Below are 26,981 nucleotides of genomic sequence, written 5' to 3' on the forward strand. Positions count from 1 at the left end.
AAAAATATCAACTTTATACTTTACTCTAAAAATCAAGTTTAATAAGGTCCGTTCGCACACGTTAGAATCGTGTGACGATCAACGAGCGAACGGGTGATAAATGGCTCGGAAGGCGAAGAAGGGATCTAACCGGGAAATCCGCGTCAGCGCGGATGTGGCTGCGCACACGGCGCAGCAATCTTCCGGCGGATCGAAACTGGATGGCCGCAGTTTCCTCTATGTCGGCGGCCGCGATTGCCAGGTTGCGCATCTTCGCCAGATCGCGAGCAGCTTCGGTGCCGAACTGATCCATCATGACGGCGGGCTGCGCGAGGCGGTCTCGCGGATCGATACGGTTCTTCCCTCCGTCGACTGCGTGTTCTGCCCGATCGACTGTATCAGCCACGATGCCTGCCTGCGGGTGAAGACCGGCTGCAAGAAGTTCGGCAAGGCCTTCATTCCGCTGCGCAATGGCAGCAAATCGAGCCTCGAGCGTGCGCTGCAGACAATGAACGAACGAGACAATTCCCGATGAAAGACCAGCGCCCTGACGGGTTCATGATGATCGGCCTGCATAAGCTCGCCGCGCAGAATGGCGACGGCCTCGTGCCTGAGCTCTACGATCTCTTGGTGAAAAATGCCGAGCGCCAGCAGTTTTATCCGAACGTGACGGAGTTTCCCGTCTGGGAAGCGCGCATGCCGGGAGAAAAGACCGATGCAGCGCTTGGCCGCGAGGCGGCAAACGGCAATAATGTCGTTGCCTTCCCGCAGGCCCGCGCGGACGGCACGAAGGTGTGAGGAGCTCCCGATGTATATTGCGATGAACCGCTTCAAGGTCGCAACCGGCGCCGAGGCGGATTTCGAAAATGTCTGGCGCAACCGAGACTCCAGTCTGGCGCAGGTGTCCGGCTTCGTCGAGTTCCGCCTGCTGCGCGGCAAGACGGATGCGGAGGAGGGCTATACGCTATTCTCGTCGCACACGGTCTGGCAAAGCGAAGAGGATTTCCAGAACTGGACGAAATCCGAAAACTTCCGCGCGGCGCACCGCAATGCGGGTAACCATAAGGTCATGTACAAGGGGCCGCCGGTATTCGAAGGTTTCAACGTCGTGGACGGCATATGAGCGGCGATCCGGACCGTATCGAAGTTCTTCCGGTCCTGCCGTCGCTCGATATTGCCGAGACGCTTGCCTTTTATCGTGACGAACTCGGCTTTGCGCAGATCGTGCACCATACGCCTGACTATCTGATCGTCAGGCGCGATGAGATGGAACTGCATTTCTGGCGCACCGACGATGCCAGCCTGCCGGAGAAGACGTCGATCTACCTGCGTGGCGGGGGCATTGCGGCCCTCCATGCGGAATATCGCGCGAAGGGCGTCAGGCATCTGACGGATATGCAAGTGCGACCCTGGAACATGGAGGAATTCTACATCCATGATCCGCACGGGAACCTGCTGCGCTTCGGCCGGGTGCCGCAGCGCTAAGCTTATGGTTTGTTGCGCATCAAGCCGCCGGCGGCGATCGCCAGCCAGCCGAGCATCATCGCCCAGCCGCCAGTCGGGGCGGCAAAGGGAAATAGCCCGATCCCCGCAAGGCGCAGCATAGCGAGATCGCCGGCAAAGAGCAGTGTGCCAACGATGATCAGAAAACCGGCCAGCCGGGCGGTTCTGATCTCCTTAATTCCAATTGCGAGACCTAATAGTGCAGGGGCGTGTGCCAGGCACATCGCGGAGGCGGAGGCTGCGAGCGCGGCTTCACCACCACCGTGGGCCGCGAGGGCGGCAAGTGCCACGCCTGCCGCGCCGAAGAGACCGGCAAAGACGAAGAAAAACGCTGCGGCACGCGTGTTCGAGATCATGGTGATCTTACTCCCTGTTCTGCATATGAAACGCCAGCCGTTCGATCGGCGGCCAGATGATCTCACGCAGCTTCTCGTTGACGATCGTCTCGTCCATTGCGCGGCGGAAGCAGAGCAGCCACTCGTCACGCTCGATCGGGCCGATCGCGGCGACGAAATGGCGGCTGCGCAGCCGCGGATGGCCGCGTTTGTCAGTATAGAGCGGCGGGCCGCCGAGGTAGCCGGTCAGATATTCGTAGAATTTCTCCTCGCTACCTTTGAGACTCGGCGGATGGACCGCGCGGACACGCCTTGCCTCCGGCAGCGTGTCCATCAGCTCGTAGAAACGCTGCGCCAGCGCCCGCACCGTGAGGCCGCCGCCGATCGCTTGATAGAGCGTGATAACCTCTTCCGTCAAATTCCGTCCCCTGAAATGCACTTCTTAATGCACTGCTGCTGCGCTATTCGCAACCGGTTGCGATGCGCGGCATTTCGACCAGGATGCCTGAGGCAGAGCGTGCCCGCAGATTCTGATTGACAAAACCGTCCAGACGGTATTTTTATGGAACATGTCAACTGCTCATCATCGCAAGAAACAGCCTGTTCTCGTGCGCCGGCAATTGCTGGATGTCGCCGCACGCCTTGCGACGGAGCAGGGCATGGCGTCGGTGACGCTCGATGCCGTCTCCGGCGCATCCGGCATCAGCAAGGGCGGTTTGCTGCACCATTTCCCGACCAAGAACGCGCTGCTGGATGCGTTGTTCGACAGTCTGCTCGAGCGCTTCGATCAAGAACTCGGTGACCTGATGCGGGCCGATCCGGTGCCGCAAGGGCGCTTCACGCGCGCCTATCTTTTCGTGTGCGCCGACATCAGCAAAAGGACGGATGACTCCCGCCACTGGACGCAGGTGACGATTGCAATGCTGGCCGAGCCGCGACTGCGCCAGCGTTGGCGGGAATGGGTGCGGGAGCGGGCGGAAGAATATGTCGGCACCGACTCGTCGATCGACGCTCAGATCGTGCGCTTTGCTGCGGACGGTCTCTGGCTTGCCGACGCGACTGAAAGCAACTTGATCGGTACTGCCGAACGCAGCGCGCTGATTGCCCGGCTTACCGAACTCACGAAGCGCTAATTATTTTCGAAGGACAGAACCATGAGCCCGGCTGCCGTCTACGCGCTGCTTTTCGCCGCAATCATCCTGGAAGTGATCGGCACGACCGCGCTGCAGCTCTCGCAGCAGCTCACGCGTTTCTGGCCGAGCGTACTTCTCGTCGTCTGTTACACGGCTGCCTTCTACGTCCTGTCGCTCACTTTGAAGGTGATCCCGGTCGGCATTGCCTATGCGATCTGGAGCGCTTTGGGAATAGTGCTGATTTCGGTGGTCGGGTTTGTCTGTTTCAAGCAGCGCCTCGATCTTCCCGCCGTGCTCGGGCTCGGGTTGATCATTGCCGGCGTTCTGGTCGTCAACCTCTTTTCAAAATCCATTTCTCATTGATTTTTCTTGGTTTTCTCCTTTCATTGCCTCGCTTTGCAAGAGCAGCGCCAAGAGGTCTATGTGCCGGCTGCGTTGACGAGCATCGCGGATGCCCCAAATGAGCCGGTAAGGAAGGCACTGGAGCCGGTTGAAGAGCGCGGCCCGAAACCGCACCGGACGGCCAAGCCGCTCACTGCTGAGGAGCATCCATGCGACTACTCGTTCTTGGTACGGGCGTGATGGCGAAGAACCAGTTGCGCCATTTCGCGCACATGGATGGTGTCGAGGTCGTCGGCGCGGTCGATACCGATCCCGATCGCCTGAAGCTCTTCGCCGATGAATTCGGCGTCGAAAAGCGTTTCCTGACATTGGACGACGCCATAGCCTGGGGTGATTTCGACGCCGCGACGAACGTCACGCCGGACCGCATCCATCACCCGACGACCATGGCGCTGATTGCTGCCGGCAAGCATGTGCTCTGCGAGAAGCCGCTGGCGGAAAACTATCCGAAGGCTCTGGAGATGACGGAAGCGGCGGAAACGGCAGGCGTCGTCAACATGGTGAACCTCACCTACCGCAACGTCGCGCCGCTGCAGCGCGCCCGCGAGATGGTACTCGCCGGCGAGCTCGGCACCATCAAGCATGTAGAAGCATCCTATCTGCAGAGCTGGCTCGTGTCGCGCGCCTGGGGCGACTGGCGCACGGAATCGACTTGGCTCTGGCGCCTTTCGACCGGCCACGGCTCGACCGGTGTGCTCGGCGATGTCGGCATCCACATCCTCGATTTCGCCGCTTATGGTGCAGCGACCGATATCGATCACGTCTTTGCCCGGCTGAAGACCTTCAACAAGGTACCGGGCGGCCAGATCGGCGAATATCTTCTGGATGCGAACGACAGCTTCACGATGTCGCTCGATTTCGCCAATGGCGCGCTCGGCGTGGTGCATGCCAGCCGCTGGGCGACGGGCCACTTGAACGAGCTCAAGCTTCGCATCTACGGCGAGAGGGGAAGTCTTGAGGTCAACCATCGCCCTTCCGGCTCGGATTTGCGCGGCTGCCTCGGCGACAACGTCGAAAGTGCGACCTGGAGGGAGATCGAGGCCGCTCCGGTGGCGACCAACTACCAGCGCTTTGCCGACGCGGTGATGAGCGGCCTGCAGCCAGACCCCAACTTCCGCCACGCCGCCAACCTGCAGAAGGTGATCGATCTTGCCATGATCACCGAGCGCGAACGGCGTGAACTGAAGGTGTGATTTCGCAAAAGCTCTGCGCGCCCTGCCAACGCGGACGCTCCGTCAGTGGACGATATCCGTTCCAGGCGGGGGGACGGGAAAGACGCTGTCCAGAGGAAACCGGCGGGCCTCCGCATGGGAGCTCGCAGCAAGCGCGCTACTTCTTCTCGCCCGAAGTTCCTCCTGGATGATCGAGTCCATGCCGAACTTGAAATTCCTGGTGCTGAACCGCGCTGCGTGCGTGCGAATGGTTTCGGGATCGAAATCCTCGGCGTGTTCTTCGAACGACCGCACTGCGTCGACGATGGCTTCAACGTTCTGCTCGTAGAAGAGGAGGCCGGTTTCTCCCGGCACGACCGTTTCAAGCGCTCCGCCACTGCCGAAAGCGATGACCGGCCGGCCGCTCGCCATGGCTTCCACCGGGACAAGGCCGAAATCCTCCTCTCCGGGGAAGATCAGGGCGCGGCATCGGGCCAGTTTTTCCTTGAGAACCGGAAAGGGCACCCGCCCCAGGAATTTCACGGTCGGCCCCGCGATCGACTTCAGCATGGCAAGCTCTTTGCCTTCGCCGATGACGACGAGGTTGCGTCCCATTTTGGAAAAGGCCCTCACGGCGAGATCGACCCGCTTGTAGGAGACGAGCTGCCCGGCGCAAAGATAAAAGTCCTCGATGGTATCCGACGGCGCATAGTCCTCGACTGCTACTGGCGGATAGACGACCGTGGCGGAGCGTCCGTAATACTTGCCGATGCGCGCTTTTACATGGTGCGAATTCGCGACGAAACGGTCGACGCGCATGCTGGTGCTGACATCCCAGGACCGCAGAAGCGGGGCGATCACCGGAAGCATCATTCTGGAAGCGAGGCCGGCATGCGAACGATAGACGTGATAGTGGTCCCAGATATAGCGCATCGGCGAATGGCAGTAGCAGACATGTGTCGAATGCGGCGGAGCAATGATGCCTTTGGCGGGGCCTGATTCGCTTGAGATGATCAGGTCGTATCCGCTGAGGTCGAGGCTTTCGAGCGCGAAGGGCATCAGCGGAAGCAGCGACTGATAATGCCTGACGGCACCCGGCAAGCGCTGCAGAAACGACGTCTTGACAACATGCCCCCTTATTTTTTCGGAGACACGGCTTTCATCGTAAACGAGGGTGAAGATGTCGGCGTCTGGGAACATGTCGCAGAGGGCCTCGACGACCTTCTCGCCGCCGCGCATCGAAACCAGCCAGTAATGAACAATCGCGACACGCATGATGTTTCCCTCGCCAACCAGTCGAGTCATCATCGTTGAAGCGGGGGACATTCCACAGAGCCTAGATTGGTCTGCAACGGCCCTAAAACGGGGTAGAGCCACGGCCGAAAGACCTATGTGGAGTGGGCACTTCGCCGGAGATACCGCAACTGGGGGAAGCGGCCGGTGGTTTTCTACTCCGTCTTCCTCAGATTGGACTAAAGCAGCCTGCGTCGCGGTGGATTTACTCGAGTTGCATTAGGCGCATCATCGAAATTCGGCGGTTTGCCCGCTGCAGAATGACGAGGAAAACAAGGTCGCGCCATGCCCATTGCTGCCGTACGCAATTCAAAAACCGCATTGCCCGGCGCCCGTCGTGTCCTCCGCTTCATCATGGCGGCAGGGCTCATTGGCACCGCTTTGACCGGACAAGCCGTCCATGCCGCAGACGACAGCTACCGCATCAGAGCGCAGACGAGGATGAAGGTCTCGGTCGTGGAATGGGTGTCTTCAACGGGCGAGTACAAAGAATGGACCGCTCTCAACGGCGAATTTGCCGTGTCTCAGCGCGGCGATATCTCGATGCCGATGGTCGGCGAGATTGCCGTTCTCGGTAAGACGACGGAAGAAACGGCGATCCTGATCGGTGAGAGGATCAAAAAACTGACGGGGCTTGCGACCGCTCCCATCGCCTCGGTTGAGATCGCCAGATATCCGATGGTCTATGTAACGGGTGCCGTCGAGCGGCCGAACGAGTTCGAATTCCGGCCAGGACTGACCGTCAAGCAAGCGCTTGCCCTGGCTGGCGGACGGGAACGCCGCAACGACCGCTCCGGCGAATATGCCGACGCCGAGCAGATTCGTTACGCCGGGGAATTCAGCCGCCTCGAGCTTCAGGCAAAACAGCTCATGGCCCGCCGCGCCAGGCTGATCGCCGAGCTGAACGACAAGCCTTCCGTGGATTTTCCTCCGGAACTGACCGGCGCCCCCGAAGGTTCAGTCGTGGGCCAGATACTGAAAAGCGAAAGCGCTCTCTTCACGGCAAGAGCCGACGCCTTGCGGCACCAGCTGGAATCCGCAGCAGATCTCATGAAGCTCTTGCGAAGCGAGATCACTGTGCTCGACGAGAAGATGGTGGCGCAGGAAAGGCAAGTCCAGATCGCCCAGGATGAGCTTGGCGACATCGCAAAACTCGTCGACACCAAGATCCTGACCACCTCCCGCAAGACATCCCTCGAACGTATCGTCGCCGATATGCAGAGCGACAAGCTCGATCTGGTCGTCGCGTCCATGCAGGCCAAGCAGAAGCTGAACGAAACCGAACGCGAAGCACTCAACCTGAAGGGCGAGCGCAAGACAGAGGTGGGGCAGGAACTGCAGGTAACAGAAGCGGAGCTGGAAGACGTGCGGTTGAAGCGCTCCACGACCGTTCAGCTGCTGCAGGCCGCAGGCGCATCCATTGCACGCTATGAAAGCCTCCAGGCCGTCGACGTGCAACCGCTGGAATATTGGCTGACCCGCGGCGGTGACTCGGGCACTGCCGCTCCGGTTCCCGATAGCGCTGAGCTTGAGCCGGGGGATGTGCTGGACGTTCGCTACAATGTCTCCAAGAACCTGGACGGCTCGATGCTTTCGTCCGCCAATCCTCCTCCGCGGGTGCAGTAAATCATATGAATTCGAGGATCGGGCAAAACAATATGGTTGTTCACGACATCGGCAAGCTTATCCCCGGCGATCAGTTCGGCAAGAAGCAATCAGCTGACACGGAAAATATATCGTTCGGCGACATATGGCGCTTTCTGAGGCGCCACACCTTGATACTTGCCTTGTTCACAGCGGTAGGCGCTGCCGCGGGCGGTGTTTACGTCGCCACCCAGCCGCCGCTCTTCTTCGCGGCTGCCCGCCTCGTCATGGATCCCGAGCAGGGCCGGATCGCGTCCCAGGATGCTTTCACTGGAACGATCATCATCGAGGCGGCTGAAATCGCCAGTCAGGTGGAGATCATCCAGTCGGAGCCGATCGCGAAAGCGGTCATCAACAAACTCAATCTCTCCGAGGATCCGGAAATCCAGGACAATGCGTCGTGGCGGTCGATCGTCAAGGACTGGCTGCAGTCGATGATCGGCGAAGCGGCTGCACCCGCCGCACCCGGCCAGGAGGCGTCGGACGAGGAGATACGCATGCGCAGGACGATGGCGTCGTTCCTGTCGCGGGTCTCGGTCGTCAGGGTAGGGCAATCCTATATCCTCGAAATCGGCTACAAATCTACCGATCCGCAAAAGGCGGCTCGCGTCGCGAACGCCCTTGCGCAAGCTTATATGGATTCGGCCGTCTCCGCGCGCGCCGCAGCAGCGCAAAGCGGGGCGAACTGGCTGGAAACCCGGTTGATCGACGTGGAGAAGCAAGCCCGGCAGGCGGCATTGGATGCAGAAGAATTCCGGGCCATGAACGGCATCATGGAACTCGGCACCACATCGTCCCTGGACCAGCAGCAATTGTCCGAGATCAGCAGCCAAGCCATTTCCGCAAGCGCCGAGACCGCTGCCGCGTCCGCCAAGCTCGATACCCTCAATCGGATGATGGCGGGGGAAACGGTTCGCGGCAGCGTTCAGGAGACGATCGACAACCCCCGCATACAGAAACTCCAGGAAGACGTCAGCCTTGCTACGACCAGGCTGAACAATCTGATAAGCCGCTACGATCCCGGCAATCCCGCGATCGCGGCCGCCAAAGAGGAAGTTGCACGGCTAACCGGCGATATCAGGAACGAACTCGTCCGCATCCAGGAAGTATACAAAACGAACCTGCAGGTCGCGCAAACCCGCGAACGCCTCCTCAATGACCAGATGGCGGCGCTGACTGCTACCGGCACGGACAAAAACCTGGCGCGTGTGAAACTCACCGAAATGGAAAGCCGTGCGACGACCTATCGCCGCATCTATGAAGGAATTCTCCAACAACTGACGGGCACGTTGCAGAAGCAGTCTTTCCCGCTCGGAGATGCCCGTGTCGTGACGGCCGCGTCCGCGCCGCTGACGAAGAGCTCGCCGAAACCCTCCATTATCCTGCCCTTCACCACGCTGATGGGCCTGGCCGGTGGTCTCCTGCTCGCGCTGCTTTTTGATGGAAGGGGCAAGGGGATTCACTTGAACTCCAGGTTGCGGCAGGAACTCGGTATAGCGTCGCTCGGCAGCCTGCCTCTTCAGGGCGCAACGGCAGTTTTGCCCGCCGGGGCGAAGGCGGCAAACCTGCAGGCCGCGATGCCGTTGCGGGGTGTGCTCGATGCGCCCTATTCCGATTTCACCGAAGCCTTGCGAGGCGTGAAGAACTCCATTGGTTCGGCATTCCGCCCCAATTCGCCAATGGTCATCGGCATCACGTCGGTCGGCAGCGGCGAGGGAAAGACGACGGTTGCGGCGAACCTCGCGCAGCTCTACCAGAATGAAGGCACGCCGGTCGTCCTCGTCGATGCCGATTTCCAAAAAGGCTTCCTGAGCAAAGTGGTGAGTGCCGCCGGGGAGGACTTCGGGCTCGGCTTGCTGCGGATGGATCATGTTGGCGCGCATGAGCCGCAAGCCGCCGAACATGTCGGGGCGGGTCACGATGAGCACGGCCGCAGGAGCAGGAGAAACAGGGACGACGAGCATGCTGAAGCCTCCACGCTGGTTCCCGTGCTGACCGTTGAGGAGACAAGGCGGTCTGCCGCGTGCCACCAGATATTCGGTCATCTTGCCGCGCTCAAGACGGAAATTGAGCTACTCCGCCAGAACTACGGCGTCGTCATCGTCGATCTTGCGGCATTCGAAGGCTCGGCGGATACCCGACATATCTTCAACATTCTGGATGGCATCGCCATTGTCGTCGGCAAGCCGAAGAAAATGACCATCGAGCGGCTGTCGGCCGCGCTTGCGAGCTTCGGCGCGTCGCGGGTGAACCTGCTCGGGATCATCGCTAATCGCAGCGGTGGCAGCAAGCGTTCACCGGGAAAGCCTGTTTCGTCGCGGCGGAGCGAACCTACCGCAAAACCGGCCGCTCCCCATCTGGCCTTCAATGACAAGCCGCGCGGGCGCCCGCTCAAGGTGGCTGTCGGCATCGCGAGTTCGGGCAGGCGCGAAATCCTTTCTGCCGTGCTTCCCCATATATCGCACCAGACGCGTCAGCCCGAGGAGGTCGTCATCTGCGTGCCCTCGCTTGAGGATGTCGACCGAGCGAGCCTTTCCTCTCTCGCATGTCCGGTCAGGGTACTGGTTTCAGAGCGCGGACTTTGCCTTCAGCGCAATACAATTCTCGACAGCATCGTCGGTGCGGATGTGGTGCTCTTCCTCGACGACGATTTCCTGATGACGCCCACTTATATCGAGGACACTGAGCTGCTGTTTCGCACCCGGCGCGATATCGTCATGTCGACGGGCACGGTCATCGCCGACGGGATCACCGGGGCGGGTATCTCGGTCTGCGACGGCCTGAAACTCGTACAGAAGGTTCGCCGCCCGCAGAAACGGGAGAAATCCTTTAAGCCGATCTATAACGCCTATGGCTGCAACATGGCTGTCCGTGTTTCGGCGATCATGGCTTCAGGCGTCCGGTTTGACGAGAATCTGCCGTTTTATGGCTGGCTTGAAGATGTCGACTTCAGCCGCATGATGGCGCGATATGGCGAAGTCATTTGTGCCGACCATCTGCAGGGCGTGCATCTCGGCACGAAGGCCGGTCGAACGACCGGCATCAAGTTCGGATATTCGCAGATCGCCAATCCCATCTATCTCGTGCGCAAGAACACCCTGAGTTCGGGGCGGGCGGCTGCGCAAATGGGCCGGAACCTGGCCGCCAATCTTGTCAAAGCCTGGCGCCCCGAACCCTGGGTCGACCGGAAAGGGCGTCTGAAGGGCAATGCGATCGCAATTTTCGATCTTCTGATGGGCAGGCTTGCCCCGCAGAATATCAGGACGATGGGGTAGGTCGTGATTCAGCGTTATCCCGATCGTGTTGTCGTCATCAATGACCGTTCGACAAAGGTCGGGGGAGCCTCCAACCTCGCCATTCTGTCGGCGCATTTGCTCAAACGCGCCGGCATTCCCGTAACCTATCTGGCGGGCGACGCGGCCGGAAGCGAGCTGCCGGCGGACGACACCATCAATCTCGGCGGCGCACCGCTGACCGCCCAGGGGCGGATCGCAGCCTCGATCAACGGGCTTTACAACAGGCAGGCTCTCGATGCCGTGCGCGAGGTCATCGATAGTGCCGACACGGCCTCGACCATCTATCACGTCCATGGCTGGTCGAAGATCCTTTCGCCTTCCATCTTCCAGGCCCTGTGGCCCGTCCGCCAGCGCGTGGTTCTGCATGCACACGATTATTTCCTGTGCTGCCCAAACGGCGGCTTTGCGAACTACCGGAAAGACACCGTCTGCACGCTCACGCCGATGTCGGTGCCGTGCATGATGACGCAATGCGACAAACGCGGCTATCACGAGAAGATCTGGCGTTCTGCACGCCACTTGCTGCGTGAGCGGCTCTATCCGACGGACGAGCTCCCGGCCAATATCGTCATAGTGCATCAGCGGATGCGTGAATATTTCGAGCGCGCCGGCATCTGCACCGATCATATCGAGACCATTCGCAATCCGGTGGAGCCGTTTCTGCGCAGAGGGGCCGAACCCTGGACGATGCGGGATTTCTTCTTCGTGGGAAGGCTCGAGCCGGAAAAAGGGTTCGAGGATGCCGCGCGGGCGGCGCGGCTTGCCAATGTGAGGCTCCAGATCATTGGCGATGGCGCAGGGCGGTCGATATTGGAACGCGACTATCCTGAAGTCGTCATCCACGGCTGGAAAGCGAAAGGGGAGATGCACGAACTCCTGCGCAATGCGCGCGCCATCGTCGTGTCGTCGCGCGTGCCGGAACCTTTCGCGCTTGCAGCCGTCGAAGCGATCGGAAGCGGAATTCCCGTTATTGTGCCGGACGCCGCCTTGTTGGGAAACGAGCTTGAGGAATTCGGTTGCGCGCTGACATTCAGGACGGGGAACATCGGATCGCTGGCGACGGCAATGCGACGGCTCGCAGCCGATGATGCGGTGGTACGCTCCATGAGCTTGAACGGCCTCAGCAAGGCGCCCGGGCTTGCTCATTCGCCGGAAACCTGGGGCGAAGCGCTGATCGCTCTCTACGGCCGGATCTTGGCGCGAACGAGCTTGGCTGGCGTTGCCAGTCGGCTACCTGAACGATCCGGCAATCGATCCGCCGCCTATCGCCATCCATTCATTTAATTGAACGGCATCAAGCAGATACCCTTATTGAAAGCGGTTGCGTCCTCTCGTGTATCGACAGTTTTAAGAGGTGAATAAATCAATGGTCCCGCCATCGGTATTCGGGCCTACTTCTATCTGACTAAGGCTTAGCCGTTCTGGTCAATTGTCTATTCTGGCCGACACTGCCAACCTTAACTGTGGGTTGAGATACAAACGGGGTTTCAAAATGCTATCGTTCTTTGATGGCGTTGCTCAGGACGGGCAATCGGCTCGGCTACGACGGCCGACGTCGAGAGATTATCGCCTGAAGCGTGCCGGGGACATCCTGATTTCCGGATCGGCGCTGGTTTTCTTTCTGCCGTTTTTCGCGCTTATCGCGGTGGCCCTGCTGCTGGTTGATGGGCGGCCGCTCATATTCCGACACGAGCGTGTCGGCCGCTACGGCCGTTCATTCCCATGCCTGAAATTCCGCTCGATGCGGAAGGACGCCGATGCGCGGCTGGCCAGCATTCTCGCCAACGATCCCGTGCGGCGCGCCGAATGGAATGAAACCCAGAAGCTGGTCAACGACCCGCGCGTCCATTGGCTCGGAAAATATCTCCGGATGACGAGCCTCGACGAGCTGCCGCAGCTCTGGAACGTCTTTTGCGGCGATATGAGCCTTGTCGGGCCGCGGCCGATCGTGGCCGATGAAATGGAGCGTTACGGCCGTCAGATCCATTACTATCTCGCCATGACGCCGGGCCTTACCGGTCTATGGCAGGTGCACCGGAACAAGGACACGACCTATGATGAACGGGTGCAGTTCGACGTGGACTATTATCACAGCTGCTCGATGTCGGCTGATTTGAAGATTATCTGGAAGACGATCGGCATCGTTCTTTTCGCGCGCAACGAATCTACCAGATGAAAAAGGCCATCACGGCGCCCCATATCACCAGGCAAAAGAGAATAGCCGCCCACCGCAGAACGAATTTTGCGGTGGGAGAACGCATGCGTTCGAAAGGGACTTTTGAATGCATCCGTCCGGCCTCCTGCCGACGTTTCAACACCAAGACCCCTTGGCTTCGAAACTGGTTGGGCTTAGACGCCTTGCTTCGCGCAACTTCAAACTGAACTGCCCGCAAAACATTCTTCGCTTCGACGAAGACAACAGCAAGCATGAATGTCAATCGACATGCCAATTATGCGTCCGGTTGTGCTCCTTTTATGGCGATTCTCCTCTATCTCGCAAGTCTACTTGGCTTTCCCATCGGTTTTATAGCCTGAAAAATAAGGGCAGCAGAGGCTATATTTGACAGCAGCTCGCGCCGTTCGATCAGGGAAACCGATAGATTACGAACAGGCAGAACTGCATCCATTAAATGGCCGGCCTGAACCTCTTTCTCAGATATTGCATGACGAAGTCGTATTCATGCAGTCCTTCGGACGAAGACATGCGGGCCATGAAAAACATGCTGCCAAGATAGACAAGCGCTGCAGCGGCGGCCGTTGCAATCGATAGCCACAACTGCCGCAGAGGATGGTCAACGGAGTCGCCGAGATAGATTCCCGGCACCAGGCAGAGCGCCATCAACAAGATCGGAGCGAAATATTTGACCCCTTCCTTGGCTTGCCGGGCAAGGCTCAGGCCGATCGATGCACGGACGATGGCAAGCGAAGTGGTGAGGCTTATCGCGGCGGCGATCGCCTGTCCGGCCAGTATGCCATACAGCCCGTAAGCATATCCGAGCGAGCAGATCAGCATCATTTTGGAGCAAAGCTCGATGACGTTCTTGACGACGATCAGATGCATCTTGTCGGCCAGGAAGCAAATGGAGTTCACGAGTGCCGTGGGAAGGCTGATGATGGCGATCAGCGGCAGGCATGTGAGGATGAAGGCGGCACCATGCCAGGAAGGCCCAAGCAATATCGTGACGACCACATCCGCGAGGATCGACAGAAGCACAAGCGCCGGCGCGACCAGGAAGACGATCGTGCTTGTGGCGCGCAGATAGGCTTCACCAAGCTCTTCATGCGACGGAATCTGCGAGAATGCGACGAGAAACGGCCTGAAGAGCGGTTGGACCACCGACTGATAGGGAACGGCAGTAATGTCGCTTGCAACGGAATAGCGGCCGAAGGAAACCAGGTCCATAAAGCGCGGCAGGAGGAGTTTTTCGAGCTGCCAGTTCACCGATTGGAGAATTTGCGACAGCATGTACCATCCGACAATGGGCGCAAACATCGACCAGTCCTTGAGTGACAGAACTGGCCGCTGTGGCGCGTAAATATAGGAGACGATCATCATCAGCATCGGGCCGACAACCGTGCCAACCGCGATCGCCCAGTAGCTTCCGGTATACAAGGCCATGGCTACGGCAGCACACAAGGAGGCTATCTTGCCCGCGGCCTCCAGGATGAAGTCCGGGCGAAAATCGAAGCGCTGCGTAAAAAGTATCAGCTTCGGGCTCTTAAGTCCGCGCATGACAGGCGCCAGCGAAAGCACGCAGATCAGGGTGGTCAGCCGCGGCTCGTCATAGAACAATGCGAGCGGATAGGCGAGCGCACACAGCAGCATGCCAACGATCAGACCCCTTGTCAGGCCGATCGTCAGAGCCGTGTCGAACATATCCTTGGTCGGCGACGGGTCTCTGATGAGTGCGGCGGCAACCGGCATCTCGAAAATCGCCTCGGCTATGAGAACCGAAGACATCGCCATCGCCACCAGTCCGAAATCGGATGGGCCGAGCAGCCGGGCGAGACACAGGAGCGTTACGAAATCCAGTGCCTTTGAAGCCAACTTGCTGCCGACCGTCCAGGTGCCGGCTTTTGCCGTCAGGCTGGATAGCGACGATGGCTCACGCGAACTCATTAATACGACTCCATCGGTGCCGGCACTTTGAAGATTACCAAAATACGGCGAAGGCCGGAGCATGGCCAAGGTGCCCATAAGCGTATCTCTCTACCGACTTTGGATAGCTTGCCTGTCGGGCCGCAGACCAGACAAACTGGTGCTCCGTGCAGGTGACGCCTGCTGCCATTCTGAGCTTGGCTGGCAGACAAACGGCGGTCCTGATCGCTCTCTATGAACTGTCGGCAGGGGGGTGGGGGTAATGCGTGACGGCTTGAGCGCTGATGTCATCGATATCTGGATATGGAACCTGGAGGAGGCGAGCACTTCGCAGGCACCATATCTCGCAACGCCATTGACGGCCCGCGAGCTCGATGCGGCAGCGCGCTTTGTCCACGAGCGTGATCGCCGCAGGTTCGTTGCAGGCCGGTCGGGGCTGCGTCGAATTGTCGGCAGCTACCTCGGAATTGAGGCCAGCCGCCTCAGCCTGAGCTACAATGCCTATGGCAAGCCGCGCATCGCAGCGTCGAACGGCAGGATGTTGCATTTCAACCTCAGCCATTGCGGCGGGATGGCGGCGCTTGCGGTATCAAGCTGCTACCAGGTCGGGATAGACATAGAAGAGGTCCGGCCTCTGAAGGAAGACAATGTCAGCCGTTTCCTGTCGCCGAAGGAGGAAATGACCCTCGCTGCACTTCCGGCCGCAGAGTATCGTCGGGCGTTTTATTCCGTCTGGACACGCAAAGAAGCCTTCGTCAAGGCGATCGGGGTCGGTCTCTCGTTTCCTCTGGATGCATTCGACGTCACCGTTGGCGATGGTCTTCCGCCGCGCCTTGAGCGCCTGGATGCAGACGGAAATACGCCGACGGATTGGAGTCTGTTCGACCTCGAAATGCCACCTCCATTTGTCGGGACGCTTGCGGCGCTGACCGGCGGAAGGCATGTCAGCCTGAACTATCGAGACGAAAACGCCCTGTTCTTTATGTCAAGCGCGCATCCAGAACGTAACGATTGGCCGCCTCATCAAAATGATGGCAGCCAAGCAGGCCTTTCTTGAAGTCCGGCGTAATCGTTCGTATGCACCGCTCGCTGTAGCTGTCGAGGCTCAGCTCGTCGATTTCCATGATGTTCAGTCCATATCCGTAGATGCCATAGGCATTGCGCTGCGATGGCCTGTAAAGGCGGCCGCCGCGTTCGAACATGCGTCCGGCATTTCGCGCGAGCGTGCTGTCTATGACGACCGGATTATGCCGGTGCGGCGTCACGCGCTCGAGCTTTGGACCGTCGACCTCGAAAACATAGAGTTCGCTGCAGTGATCTTCATAGTCGTGGAAATCCGACAGATTGGTGAAAAGCCACCATTTTCCTCCATGACGCATCAGCACGCTGTCGGCGGCCGACCTGCCTTCGAGCGCCGTCGAGTACAATTCCCATTTCAGCGGAAATTCGACGCAGCGCCAGATCTGGATCTGGCGCGATTGGTGCCGCTCGGGCATCATGAAAATATCCTCGCCATCCCTGAAGACAAAAGGGTAGGAAAGGTGGTGCTCGCAACGCAAGGCTATCCCGAGGTGTTCGAGCTTGTCTCCGCGGAAGCGCCCGACGGCAATGTGGGCATTCTTCTGGCCATCCGCATAGGCTTCGCAGAAGAGGTAACATTCGTTCTCGTATTCGAAAAGGAACGGATCCGCCTTGATCTCGTTCATCGTTGGCGGAATTTCAACGGATTGCTGTGGGTCGAAATCCTCGATGTGACCCCCGCCAGTATAGAGGGCCCAAACGGACGAACCGGAATGAAGCTTCTTCCTCAGCATTTTGATGCAACGTGCGGCGAGGTCGCCAGCAAGCGTAGCAACGTAGCGGCCAAGGTCTGACGCGGACGGCGGGGGGATTGCCGGGATGGGCCGGCGGGCGATCACATGCAGTTGCCGTGTTTCGGCAAGGCGTCTCAATTCGCGCATAAGCAAGGTCACGCCACGCTCCTTAATGGAGGCGGCAACGCGCGCAGCACTTGTCTTGGTATTGAAGAAGGAAGACGCGATGACGTCAACGCTTCCGTCTGGTGCTCCGGATTTATAAAGCAAGAGCTCGACCGATGCCGCCTTCGAAATTGTGCCACGATAGGCGAACCAGTCGACATTGTCCGAGACCTGATCGCTGCAACTCAACGCCCATTCTCCGAACGGCAAGGCATCACTTACGCCTGATGGCAGGCCCGAGGGCGTCATACGAATGACGATGTCCACTTCCAGGTCCTGCATGAGGCGTCGAAGGATGTCCTGGCTCTCCAACATTTCTAAATCGCGCGATCCCATGTCGTCGAACCGCTGGGTTTCCGGCGAAAAGGATTTCGGCAGATAGGGGGTCTCATGGGTAAGGAACCTGCGTTCCAGACGGGCCTCGAGTGCGAAGAGCTTCGGAACCCGAACCTTAGGTGCCGTCTGATGCACGATGATGCTTGCAAGATCAAAAAGAGGCTCGGAAGCAAGCCGGTCAAGCACCATCAATTGCCATGCTTCGAGCCGATCCCTCGACTTTGCCAGGACCGCAACTTTCAAAGGTCTGTGTGCTGCCATTCCCATCCACGCGTGCTCCCAAAATAGACGAACGTCTGACGGATTGCGCTCAGTGAGCTATTCCGCCTGATGACACGTCCGAGGAGACTCCAAGCCGCGCGGATATGAGACTTGCCAGAGCCTTGCCGGAATCTATCAGCGAGTCCTCATGCCAGCCTTCCAGGTCGAGCACTGGCGTGTCCTCGGCGACGGCGTTCCTCCAGCCGAACCTCAACTTTCGTGCCCGGCTATTGTGCGCCTGACTGCGCACCAGGACAATTGATGAATCTCTGATCGCCGGGTCATTGTGATGCGCGGCTGCGGAATTCATGAACGCAGTGACCATCGCATTGGCGCGATCTGATTCCAAAGGTTCGGCACTTTTCACGTGAAGAAGCTGCATCAGCTTCCATGAGATGTTGAAGTGCCTGAAGTAATCCTGGGCGGTAATGTCCCCCTTCATCAGCTTGCTGGTGAAGTGCAAGACCCGCTTCGCGCGCCGCTCCGTCTGCCACCACATTAGGCGGCTCTTGGGCAGCGATGATACGAATGTGGGGCACCAGCTATCGATGGCAGCGGTACAGCGCACGTCTATACCGCTTTCGCGCAACTGCCGGCTGATCTCCATGACCAAAATGCCGTTCACACACAGACCGACCAGGGCCAAACGACGGGTTCCCACCGGAATTTTCATCGCTTCGATCGCTTGTCTGGCTATATCTTCCACCGACATATCCGCCGGTGCGCTCGTCAAATCAGCGCTGAACATGTTCAGGTTGTGAACGGAAATGCTGTCGTCGATCTCGGTGGCGAGCGCGTAATACAGGAATGGATGATTGAACGTATAGACAACAGCATCGCTGCTGCCTGTCTTGCATGTCACCAATTCCCAAAGGGACGACTCCGTGTCAACGCCTTCCAGTGTCTTGGCGATTTTTGCCGTGAAATCCTGGAATGTCCGAAATTTGGAAATCATTTCGGGATTTGGAACGATCTTGTAGGCCGCCTCTACTTCTTGCAGGAGTTTTGCCGCGAGAACGGAGTTGCCGCCGACGGCAAAGAAATCGTCATCAGGCTGCAGTTGGTCAACGTTCAAGACGCTACACCACATTGAGGAGAGGCGTTTGGACAGCTTCTCTCGCCGCCGGATCTGCTGTTCGGCAAACCTGGCCAATTGCGCGATAGACGGGTAGCGCAAGAGGTGCTTGGCTTCCAGCGGGAGATTGGCGTCCAGCATGCGCGCTGCCATGCGGAAAATCGTGAGGGAGTCGGCTCCAAGCGCATAGAGATTGTCGTCCACGCCGATATCCTGGCTGCCGAGTATGTCCTGCCAAATAGCCGCTAGTTGCTCTTCCATTGGAGTGCGCGGTTTGGTTTTTTTAGCCTCGGTGCTGTGGGCAGGAATTCCACGCTGCTGCAACGTCTTGCGATCGAGCTTGCCGTTGCCTGTCTGCGGCAGTTCGCTGACGGTCACCCAGTAGGTCGGCACCATGTAGCGGGGCAGCTTCGCCGTGGCGAAGTCCGAGAGCTCGGCTGCGCTCGGCTCGGCGCCTGCTTCCGGTACGATGTATCCAACGAGCAATTTGCCGTCACTCTTTTTCTCCGCAGCGACGACCGCGCATTGGCGCACGCCGGGAGCCTTCGAAACGACGGCTTCGATATCGCCGAGTTCGATGCGGAAGCCGCGGAGCTTGATCTGCTGGTCTCGGCGTCCGAGCAGTTGCAGCGAACCGTTCGCAAGACGGCGTCCGACATCGCCGGTCCGATAGAGCCGCGTTGGCCGGTTCGAACCGAAGGAGATCGGAACGAAGGCCTTCTCGGTCAGATCCAGCCGGTCGAAGTAGCCGTTCGCCAGGCCGTCGCCGCCAATGCACAGCTCGCCGGTGACGCCGATGGGCGCGATGTCGTTGTTGCGGTCGACGATGTAAAGCTGGGTATTGGCAATCGGATGGCCGATGGTGATCGGTGCCTCCGCGTCGGTAATGCGCGCGACGGACGACCAGACCGTCGTCTCCGTCGGGCCATACATGTTCCAGAGCTCGCCGCCGATTTTCAGCAGGGATTTGGCGAGTTCTTTCGGCATGGGCTCTCCGCCGCACAGCATCTTGAGGTGCGGTTTGTCCTCGAGGCCGGCCTCGACAAGCATCTGCCAGAGCGTGGGGGTCGCCTGAAGCACGGTCGCACCGCTCTTTTCCACGAGATCGACAATGGCGAAGCCATCCTGCACCTGCTGCCGGTCGGCAATCACCATCTTCCCACCGGTAACGAGCGGCAGGTAGAGCTCGAGCCCCGCGATGTCGAACGAGATCGTCGTCACCGCAAGGATCGTATCCCGATCGGTGAAGCCGGGCTCCTTCGCCATGGAGAGGAGGAAGTTCGTCAGCGCCCGATGGGACACTTCGACGCCCTTGGGTGCCCCGGTCGAGCCGGAGGTAAAGATGACATATGCAGGGGCAGCGGAATCGGGCGGCAGAGCGTCAAGCGCAGTGCTGGTCATTCGGCCTACCGCCTTTGCTTCCTCGTCGATGCGAATAACGGGAATGTTTGCGGGGGCGAGGGACGCCATGGCATCGCTGTCGCATATCAGGCCGCCGACGCGCGCGACGTCGAGGGTCTGGCAGAGGCGCTCTTCAGGATGGGAAAGATCCATGGGCACGTAGGTGTGCCCGGCCTTCATGATCGCCAGCAGCGCCACGACCATGTCTAGCGACCGGTCGACGAGCAGTGCGATGCGCTGGCCGGGCTCGGGAATCGCCTCTTGAATATATCGGGCAAACTGATTGGAGCGGGCTTCCAGCCTGCCGTAAGTGATGGAGCGGCCGCCATGTTCGGCTGCAATCGCATCGGGCTGCTTCGACGCCTTGCGGGCGAAGAGGGAGACCACGTGCTCATCTCGCGGATAGTTTGCGGCCGTGTCGTTCAAGCCGTCGATCAGCCAGCCGCGTTCGTCGTCGCTCAATAACGGCAGCCTCGAGATCTCGACGTCGATGTTCTTGGACAGCGCTTCGGCGAGCGTTGCGAAATGGTGGATCCAGCGCTCGATCGTCGATCGGTCGAAGACCTCCGCATTGTATTCGACATCGATGCGGACGGCGTTTTCTTCTTCGAACGCGCAAAAGAACATGTCGAAATTGGAAAAGCCCTTCACGTTGTTGGCCATGTTTGCCGTCAGGTTCCCGAAGGGCTGATCTGCTGCGGTGTGGTCCAGATTGAACTGGATTTCCGTCAATGGCAGGCGGCGCGAATCCCGCTTTACGCCGAGTTTGCGCACGAGCGTGCCATAGGTGCAGGACTGATGCTCTACCGCCTGCAGAACAAGCCGCTGCGTTGCCCTCAGATGCTCGCAGAAGCTCGTCTGTGATGCGACGGTCTGGCGGATTGGCAGGAGATTGACGCAATGGCCGAAAAGGATCGCTTCTCCGATCAGGTTCTGACCGGCTGCAGGAACCGCAATCACGATGTCCTCCTGCCTGGAAAGCCGGGAGACGACGACCTGCAGCATCGCCAGCAAGGTTGAAAACAGCGTTGCGCCGGACTGCGCTCCAGCTTTTTTCAGCGCCTTGTAGACATCGCCCTCGATGTAGCCCGTGCAGGTACCACTGGCGAAGTTGCGATGTTCGGGCCGCGTCCGGTCCAGCGGCAGTTCCGGCAGTTCCGGAATCTCCTTGAACTGATCGAGCCAGAACTGCTCGTCCTTCTCGGATTTTTCGGGTGTGGGCGCAAGCTTCGTCGCATAGGTGGCAAAGGAGAGCGCCGGCTCGAATTGCGGTGTCTCGCCGTTGCGGAAAGCCGCATAGGCCATCGCTAGCTCGTCGAGAAGCACGCTGATCGACCAGCCGTCGCAGATGATGTGGTGTCCGCTGAAGACGAAGACATGCTTGTCGACTGCCAGACGCGCGATGAAGGCGCGGGCAAGCGGGCCGTCGACGAGGTCGAAGGGCGTCCTTGCATCCTCGTCGAGCATCTCCCGAAGCTGCGCTTCGCCGTCGGGCCGGCCGGCGAAATCCACCAGCGGCGCCTTCAGCGCGAAATCGTCGGCGAAGCGGAAGTAATCGCCAGCGCGACTGAAGCGGATTCGAAGCGCATCATGGCGATCCGTCACAAGGCTCAGTGCCTTTGAAAAGGCAGCTTCGTCGAACTCGCCGTCCAGCGTCAGCGAAATGGACAGGTTAAAGGAGCAGGACGCTTCATCGCCGGTCTGGGCTGCCAGCCAGATCTCCGTCTGAGCTTCCGTGAGCGGGACGGATTCCAGCCTTTCTGCGGGCGTGACCGGCGCATCTACCGCTTCGGACGGGGCAGCAGCAGCTGGAGCCGGAGCAATTGATAGTACCGCCTGCGGCATGCTTACGGTTGCGGCGCTTTCTGCCACCGCCACCGGTGGAGAGGTCGCCGAGGATTGCAGCAACTGGAGCTGCTGGGCGAAGAGTGATTGGAGCAGTTGAATCTGCGATTGAATGAGGGCCTGCACTTCGCCCATCGATGCGGACGGCGAAGGGGTAGGCGCAAGAGGCATCTCCGACGCGGCAGAAACCGCCGCTGTTGCAAGAAGATGCGCCGCAGGCGGCGGAGATGCTGCCGGCGCTTTCTCCGGCATTTTCTCATCGAGATGTTTCGCCAGGTTGGCGATCGACGGAATGGTGCTCAGAAGATCGCGGAACGAAATCTTGACCCGGTAGTCCTTCTCGATCCTCTGCGCGAATTGCCCGATGAAGAGGGAATCGAAGCCCAGCTCGATAAATGTCGCGGCGACGTCGGCCGGCCTCAATGCATTGCCCGACATCTCGGCGAGAGTGGCCAGCAATTCGCATTCAAGCGCAGGGGTACGATCGGCGGAAGAGGGGGCGTTCGTTGGAGCGACGCTGACAGTTGCCGGCATTTGGATCGCAGCCGAAGGTTCGACCACGATTTGCAGCTCGGAGCGAGACAGCGCGTAAGAGCCCGCATTGCGGCGCGCCGATGGAGGCGCATCGATCCAGTGACGCTGGCGCTGGAACGGGTAGACCGGCAGATCAAGGTGTGCCGTTGCGCCGTTGGGCAGTTCCGGCCATTCAAGGACGCAGCCAGCCATCCACAATCTGCCTTGGGCGCCGGCGAAGACATCGGCAGCTTCGGGCGCGCGATCGTGTTCGGGCAGAGACTGGATCACGGTATTCAGATTGTCCCGTGCAACGGTCTGCGAAGCAAATACGGAGAGCGTCCGCCCTGGACCAACCTCCAGGAGTATGGGTTTCCTCCCGTCGCAAAGCTTTGCGAGGCCAGCGGCGAAATGAACGGCGTCGCGGCAGTGCCTTGCCCAGTAATCCGGCGAAGTGCCCTGTTGCGCCGTCTGCCAGTCTCCGGTCACGCAAGAGATATAGGGAACCGTTGCGGTTCCGTAGGTTACCTTGGCTGTCTCCTCGTAAAGTGCGGCTGCCGCCTCGTTCATCATCGGCGAATGGAAGGCATGCGACGTGTGCAGGCGGCTGAAGGCAATGCCACCAGCTTCGAGCGCTGAACAAACCTCGTCGATCTCCGCGAACGGGCCGGAGATAACCGACAGCTTCGGAGCATTGACGGCGGCGATCTCGACATCGCCTTTCAGGTAAGCGGAGACGGTTTGCGCGTCGGCGCGAACCGAAACCATCGCGCCTTGCGGCTGGCTTTGCATGAGACGCCCGCGGCTGGCGACAAGCCGGAGTCCATCTTCGAAAGAAATCACGTTGGCAAGCGTTGCTGCTACGAACTCGCCGACGCTATGGCCGATCATCGCGTAGGGCCTGAGGCCTCGGCTCATCCACAGCCGTGCCAGCGCATATTCGACGAGATAGAGGCATGGTTGAGCGATGCGCGTGTTGCGCTGTTCGTCAGCCATTGACTCCGGCACCGGTCCGGAATGGCAGATGAAAATCCGAAGATCAAGGCCGAGCATAGGCTTCAGCAGTTCGGCGCCCCTGTCGATCCAGCGTGCGAATTCCGGTTCGCTGTCATAGAGTCCAGCACCCATGCCGACATATTGCGCGCCTTGTCCCGGAAACATGAACGCGACCGGAGGGGCGTCCGAGGCGATGGAATCCGCAGTGCGTTCCGCGCCGAGCTTATCCCGCGCCTCTTCGACGGTCCGGGCCGATATCGCAAAGCGATGGCTGAACTCGCATCTGCCGTTCTGCAGCGTTGCGGCGACGTCTGCGAGCGAAATCTCCGGGCGCTCGGTCAGGTGAGCGCTGAGATTGGCGCGCATAGCCGACAAGGCTGCCGGATTGCGTGCCGACAGCGGCAGGATGTACGGCTTGGTGACGTCTGAGCATGCCTCGCGGTCTTCGCCAATCGCTTCTTCGAGAATGACGTGGACATTCGTGCCGCCGACGCCGAAGGCGCTGACGCCTGCGCGGCGCGGATGTCCCTGTGCCGGCCAGTCCGTCATTTCGGTGGGAATATAAAAGGGGCTCTCCTCGATATTGAGCCGAGGATTGGGGCGGCTATAGTTTGGCATCGGCGGAATCTTGCCGCGATGAAGCATCAGCGCTGTCTTGATGAGACCGGATACGCCTGCAGCACAGTCCATATGCCCGACATTGCCCTTCACTGAACCGAGCGCACAGCTCTCCCGCGCGTCCGCAATGTCGAGATAGGCCTCCTTCAGGCCGCCGAACTCGATGGGATCGCCCAGGGGCGTCGCTGTCCCGTGGCATTCGACGTATCCGATTGATGCGGCTGGCACTCCTGCATTTGCCAGGGCGGCGGAGATCGCCTCGGCCTGTCCGCGGACGCTCGGTGCGGTGAAACCGACCTTGTCGGAGCCATCATTGTTGATGCCGTAGCCGCGGATGACTGCGAAGATGCGATCGCGGTCCCTTCGCGCGTCTTCCAGCCTCTTCAGGAGTACGACGCCTGCGCCGCTTGCAAAGACTGTTCCATCCGCGTTCGCATCGAAGGGCCGGCAGGTGCCGTCGGCCGAAGCCATGCCGCCTTCCTGGTAGATATACCCCCGTTTTTGCGGCAGCGTGATGGACACGCCGCCAGCGAGCGCCATGTCGCAAGCATAGGTCTGTAGGTTCTGGCAGGCCTGCGACACGGCAAGTAGCGAGGTCGAGCAGGCCGATTGCAGCGTGAAGGCGGGGCCGCGCAGATCGAACTTGTAGGCAATACGAGTCGCGAGCGCGTCGTTGAGCGCTCCTACGAGCTGCTGAAAACAGCCGATCTGATAATTGGAGGCGAATTCCTCCGCCTTGGCACGATCGCCAAGGACGTTGTTGATCAGATAGGTCGGCATCGACGAGCCGGCAAAGACGCCGATCATGCCCGGATAGCGATGCGGATCGTAGCCGCCGTTTTCGAGCGCTTCCCAGCAGATTTCCAGGAAGACGCGATGCTGCGGATCGGTGAGTGCTGCCTCGCGTGCAAACATGCCGAAGAATTCGGCGTCGAACATGTCCACGTCCGGAAGATGCGGGCGGGCAGCGACATAATTTGCGGCGGCGCGTTCTTCGTCGGTGAAGCAATCTTCGATTTCGTCCGGCGCGAATATCGAAAAGGCATTCCGGCCGTCACGGACGAGCTCCCAAAGCGCTTCCACGGAGGGTGCGCCGGGGAAGCGCCCGGACATGCCGATGATCGCGATGCCGCCCGGACCCTGATCGTCCTCGATATCAATTCGATCGAGATCGGCGTGGGCGGTTTCGTGAATTCCCGTCATGAAGCGCTCCTTCGGAACTGGGACATGGTTTTCCTCTGAAGTGCCGCCCGCTGGGCAGCGGCGATGGATCGCGCGTTGTTTTGGGATTTGCCCTCGATATGGCGGGCAAGCTCGCGGATGGTCGAATGCTTGAACAGTGCGACGACATCCACGGCGCGCCCGAGCCTTGCTTCCAGTCCCGCATGCACCTGCAGAAGCTGGAGAGAGGTGCCGCCGAGATCGAAGAAGTTTCTGTCGAGATCGATCCCTTCGGCACCCAACGCCTCGCTCCAGAGCTGCGTCAGTAGCGTTTCCGCTTGCGTGCTTGCCACGGCGTCCGCATCGGGCCGGGCGGCCTCGACCGGCGGCGGGAGGAGGCTCGCGCGGTCGACCTTGCCGGCCGGGGTGAGCGGGAATGCATCGACCACGACGGTCGCACTCGGAATCATGTAGACCGGAAGTGTGGCGCGCAGCCTCGACATGACCTCTTGTGCGAAAGCCGGATCGCTAAGCGCAGTTTCCGCGTGCGGGCGCAGATAGGCGACGATACGTTTCAGGGTGGGACCCTGGAGGTGGCAGAGAACGATGGCGTCGGAGAGTGCCGGGTCGTTCCTCAGTGCGGTCTCGATCTCGTCAAGCTCGATGCGCTTGCCGTTGATCTTGACCTGCCGGTCGCGGCGTCCCTTGAAGCTTATCGTGCCGTCGGGCTGGAGAAGGGCGATATCGCCGGTCAGATAGCAGCGTTTCGGGCCGGCCTCCGTGGCGACCATGACGAATTTTTCCGCGGTGCGCTCCGGACAACGGAAATAGTCGATCGCCAAGCCGTCGCCGGATATCGCAAGCTGCCCCTCGCGGCCGGGCGGAAGTTCCCGCAATTCCTCGTCCAAAATGCAGATCCCGGTATGGGCGATCGCCTTGCCGATCGGCAGCTCCGCCTCCGCAAAGCCTGGCGGTACGGTGAAGGCCGCTGCAAACACGGTTGTTTCGGTCGGGCCGTAGGCGTTGCTCAGCCGGCAGCCGGGATAGCGCTGGAGGAATCGCCGGGCATGCACTGGAGAGCCCACGTCGCCGCCGAAAAGCACATGGCGCAGCCTCGGCAGATCGCCCCCTGCATAGTCCGCGAAGAGATTGAACAGCCCCGTGGTGAGAAAGGTCATACTGACGCCGGTGTCACGCATGACGCCTCCAAGGCGCGCCAGGGAGAAATCGGCATCGGGCATGACGGCGACCGTGCATCCGTTCAGCAGCGCGCCCCAGATTTCGAAGGTCGTCGCGTCAAAGGCGATTGTAGCGGCGTGAAGGATGACGTCGTCACGTCTGAAATCGATATAGTTCTGATCGAGGACGACCCGCGCGATGCTGCGGTGGGCAATCGTAACGCCTTTCGGCCGGCCCGTGGAACCGGACGTGTACATGATGTAAGCCGGGTCGCTGCCAGTGACCTCGATGGCCGGCCGTTTGGCGACGGCGCTGTGTGCGAGCCTTCCAATCACAACTCCTGCATCGATGATTGTGCCGCGCAGGTCGGGGACGGAGCTAGCCCTTCCAGCGGATTCCGCATCGACGAAGACAACCTTGGGGGCGCACTCGGCGGCGACATAGGCGAGATGCTCTTCGGGATAGGCCGGATCGAGCGGTACATAGACGCCGCCGGCCTTCAGGATCGAAAGCATGCAAATGACGGTATTGAGCGCGCGCGGAAGCAGCATACCCACGACATCGCCCTTTCGGATTCCAAGCTCCGCTAGGTATCCCGCCAGGGCGTCGGACAATCTGTCGAGCTCATCGTAGGTGAGACGCTCGTCGCCGAAGACAATCGCCGTCGCCTGCGGAGCGATGCGAGCCTGCTGACGTACGATGTCCTGGAGAGAGCGGTCCCGGTCATAAGACACAACAACATCGGCTTCGTTCGTTTCAAGAAACGCCGGATCAGTCACTGA

The 26,981-nt window shown here is 59.9% G+C and carries 19 protein-coding genes; 12 read left to right on the forward strand and 7 right to left on the reverse strand.

The window, feature by feature from the left end; all coding sequences use genetic code 11:
* Positions 1-100: 100 nt before the first annotated feature.
* The 4 genes from ACZ9DP_RS19855 to ACZ9DP_RS19870 are packed head-to-tail and all read left to right on the forward strand — an operon-like array spanning position 101 to position 1,464.
* Positions 101-514 (forward strand): DUF2325 domain-containing protein, encoded by a 414-nt coding sequence (locus tag ACZ9DP_RS19855; RefSeq protein ID WP_239597814.1) that lies wholly within the window; start codon positions 101-103, stop codon positions 512-514.
* Complete coding sequence (locus ACZ9DP_RS19860) at positions 511-777, forward strand: hypothetical protein (RefSeq protein ID WP_476203348.1); 267 nt, start codon at positions 511-513, stop codon at positions 775-777. The genes ACZ9DP_RS19855 and ACZ9DP_RS19860 overlap by 4 nt, the downstream gene beginning before the upstream one ends.
* Before the next feature lie 10 nt (positions 778-787).
* Positions 788-1,102, forward strand: coding sequence for a heme-degrading protein HmuQ (hmuQ, locus tag ACZ9DP_RS19865; RefSeq protein ID WP_476203349.1), 315 nt, complete (start codon positions 788-790; stop codon positions 1,100-1,102).
* Positions 1,099-1,464, forward strand: a complete 366-nt coding sequence (locus ACZ9DP_RS19870) for a bleomycin resistance protein (protein ID WP_194727728.1) — start codon at positions 1,099-1,101, stop codon at positions 1,462-1,464. Before hmuQ ends, ACZ9DP_RS19870 begins: the two co-directional genes overlap by 4 nt.
* Positions 1,465-1,466: 2 nt before the next feature.
* On the opposite strand, the gene ACZ9DP_RS19875 is transcribed toward ACZ9DP_RS19870, so the two are convergent.
* Both ACZ9DP_RS19875 and ACZ9DP_RS19880 read right to left on the reverse strand, forming a co-directional pair.
* A complete protein-coding gene (locus tag ACZ9DP_RS19875; RefSeq protein WP_476203350.1) occupies positions 1,467-1,838 on the reverse strand; it encodes a DUF423 domain-containing protein in 372 nt (123 codons plus the stop codon).
* A 7-nt stretch (positions 1,839-1,845) separates the two neighbouring features.
* Positions 1,846-2,235 carry a group II truncated hemoglobin gene (locus tag ACZ9DP_RS19880; RefSeq protein ID WP_476203351.1) on the reverse strand — a complete coding sequence of 130 codons (390 nt, stop codon included), beginning with the start codon at positions 2,233-2,235 and terminating at the stop codon, positions 1,846-1,848.
* A gap of 151 nt (positions 2,236-2,386) precedes the next feature.
* On the opposite strand from ACZ9DP_RS19880, the gene ACZ9DP_RS19885 reads away from it, so the two are divergent.
* From ACZ9DP_RS19885 to ACZ9DP_RS19895, 3 genes are all read left to right on the forward strand, one after another.
* Complete coding sequence (locus tag ACZ9DP_RS19885; RefSeq protein ID WP_476203352.1) at positions 2,387-2,950, forward strand: TetR/AcrR family transcriptional regulator; 564 nt, start codon at positions 2,387-2,389, stop codon at positions 2,948-2,950.
* 21 nt (positions 2,951-2,971) lie between these two features.
* Positions 2,972-3,313: an SMR family transporter gene (locus ACZ9DP_RS19890; protein WP_074069229.1), complete on the forward strand. Its 342-nt coding sequence runs from the start codon at positions 2,972-2,974 to the stop codon at positions 3,311-3,313.
* 188 nt (positions 3,314-3,501) lie between these two features.
* Complete coding sequence (locus ACZ9DP_RS19895; RefSeq protein ID WP_239597827.1) at positions 3,502-4,545, forward strand: Gfo/Idh/MocA family protein; 1,044 nt, start codon at positions 3,502-3,504, stop codon at positions 4,543-4,545.
* Between the two features lie 42 nt (positions 4,546-4,587).
* On the opposite strand, the gene ACZ9DP_RS19900 is transcribed toward ACZ9DP_RS19895, so the two are convergent.
* Positions 4,588-5,778, reverse strand: coding sequence for a glycosyltransferase (locus ACZ9DP_RS19900; protein WP_194727723.1), 1,191 nt, complete (start codon positions 5,776-5,778; stop codon positions 4,588-4,590).
* A 303-nt stretch (positions 5,779-6,081) separates the two neighbouring features.
* Here ACZ9DP_RS19900 and ACZ9DP_RS19905 point away from each other — a divergent pair, with 303 nt between their 5' ends.
* The 4 genes from ACZ9DP_RS19905 to ACZ9DP_RS19920 all read left to right on the forward strand — a co-directional run bounded on the left by ACZ9DP_RS19905 (position 6,082) and on the right by ACZ9DP_RS19920 (position 12,912).
* Positions 6,082-7,422 carry a polysaccharide biosynthesis/export family protein gene (locus ACZ9DP_RS19905; protein ID WP_194727722.1) on the forward strand — a complete coding sequence of 447 codons (1,341 nt, stop codon included), beginning with the start codon at positions 6,082-6,084 and terminating at the stop codon, positions 7,420-7,422.
* Between the two features lie 32 nt (positions 7,423-7,454).
* Positions 7,455-10,715 (forward strand): nucleotide-binding protein, encoded by a 3,261-nt coding sequence (locus ACZ9DP_RS19910; RefSeq protein ID WP_476203353.1) that lies wholly within the window; start codon positions 7,455-7,457, stop codon positions 10,713-10,715.
* Between the two features lie 3 nt (positions 10,716-10,718).
* Entirely contained in the window at positions 10,719-12,020 is a 1,302-nt protein-coding gene (locus ACZ9DP_RS19915) for a glycosyltransferase family 4 protein (RefSeq protein WP_476203354.1), read from the forward strand.
* 208 nt (positions 12,021-12,228) lie between these two features.
* Positions 12,229-12,912: a sugar transferase gene (locus tag ACZ9DP_RS19920; protein WP_074069225.1), complete on the forward strand. Its 684-nt coding sequence runs from the start codon at positions 12,229-12,231 to the stop codon at positions 12,910-12,912.
* A 450-nt stretch (positions 12,913-13,362) separates the two neighbouring features.
* Here the strand turns inward: ACZ9DP_RS19920 and ACZ9DP_RS19925 are convergent, their stop codons facing one another.
* The gene (locus ACZ9DP_RS19925) at positions 13,363-14,856 is read right to left on the reverse strand and encodes an oligosaccharide flippase family protein (RefSeq protein ID WP_476203355.1); all 1,494 of its coding nucleotides are present in this window, start codon (positions 14,854-14,856) and stop codon (positions 13,363-13,365) included.
* A 241-nt stretch (positions 14,857-15,097) separates the two neighbouring features.
* Here ACZ9DP_RS19925 and ACZ9DP_RS19930 point away from each other — a divergent pair, with 241 nt between their 5' ends.
* A complete protein-coding gene (locus ACZ9DP_RS19930) occupies positions 15,098-15,892 on the forward strand; it encodes a 4'-phosphopantetheinyl transferase family protein (protein WP_476203356.1) in 795 nt (264 codons plus the stop codon).
* Here the strand turns inward: ACZ9DP_RS19930 and ACZ9DP_RS19935 are convergent.
* The 3 genes from ACZ9DP_RS19935 to ACZ9DP_RS19945 are packed head-to-tail and all read right to left on the reverse strand — an operon-like array spanning position 15,816 to position 26,978.
* Entirely contained in the window at positions 15,816-17,411 is a 1,596-nt protein-coding gene (locus tag ACZ9DP_RS19935; RefSeq protein WP_476203357.1) for a glucosamine inositolphosphorylceramide transferase family protein, read from the reverse strand. The genes ACZ9DP_RS19930 and ACZ9DP_RS19935 overlap by 77 nt on opposite strands.
* Before the next feature lie 49 nt (positions 17,412-17,460).
* Complete coding sequence (locus tag ACZ9DP_RS19940; RefSeq protein WP_476203358.1) at positions 17,461-25,062, reverse strand: amino acid adenylation domain-containing protein; 7,602 nt, start codon at positions 25,060-25,062, stop codon at positions 17,461-17,463.
* Positions 25,059-26,978 (reverse strand): amino acid adenylation domain-containing protein, encoded by a 1,920-nt coding sequence (locus tag ACZ9DP_RS19945; RefSeq protein WP_476203359.1) that lies wholly within the window; start codon positions 26,976-26,978, stop codon positions 25,059-25,061. The genes ACZ9DP_RS19940 and ACZ9DP_RS19945 overlap by 4 nt, the downstream gene beginning before the upstream one ends.
* Between the last annotated feature and the right edge of the window lie 3 nt (positions 26,979-26,981).

It is taken from the genome of Rhizobium sp. USDA 4016 (assembly GCF_056279705.1).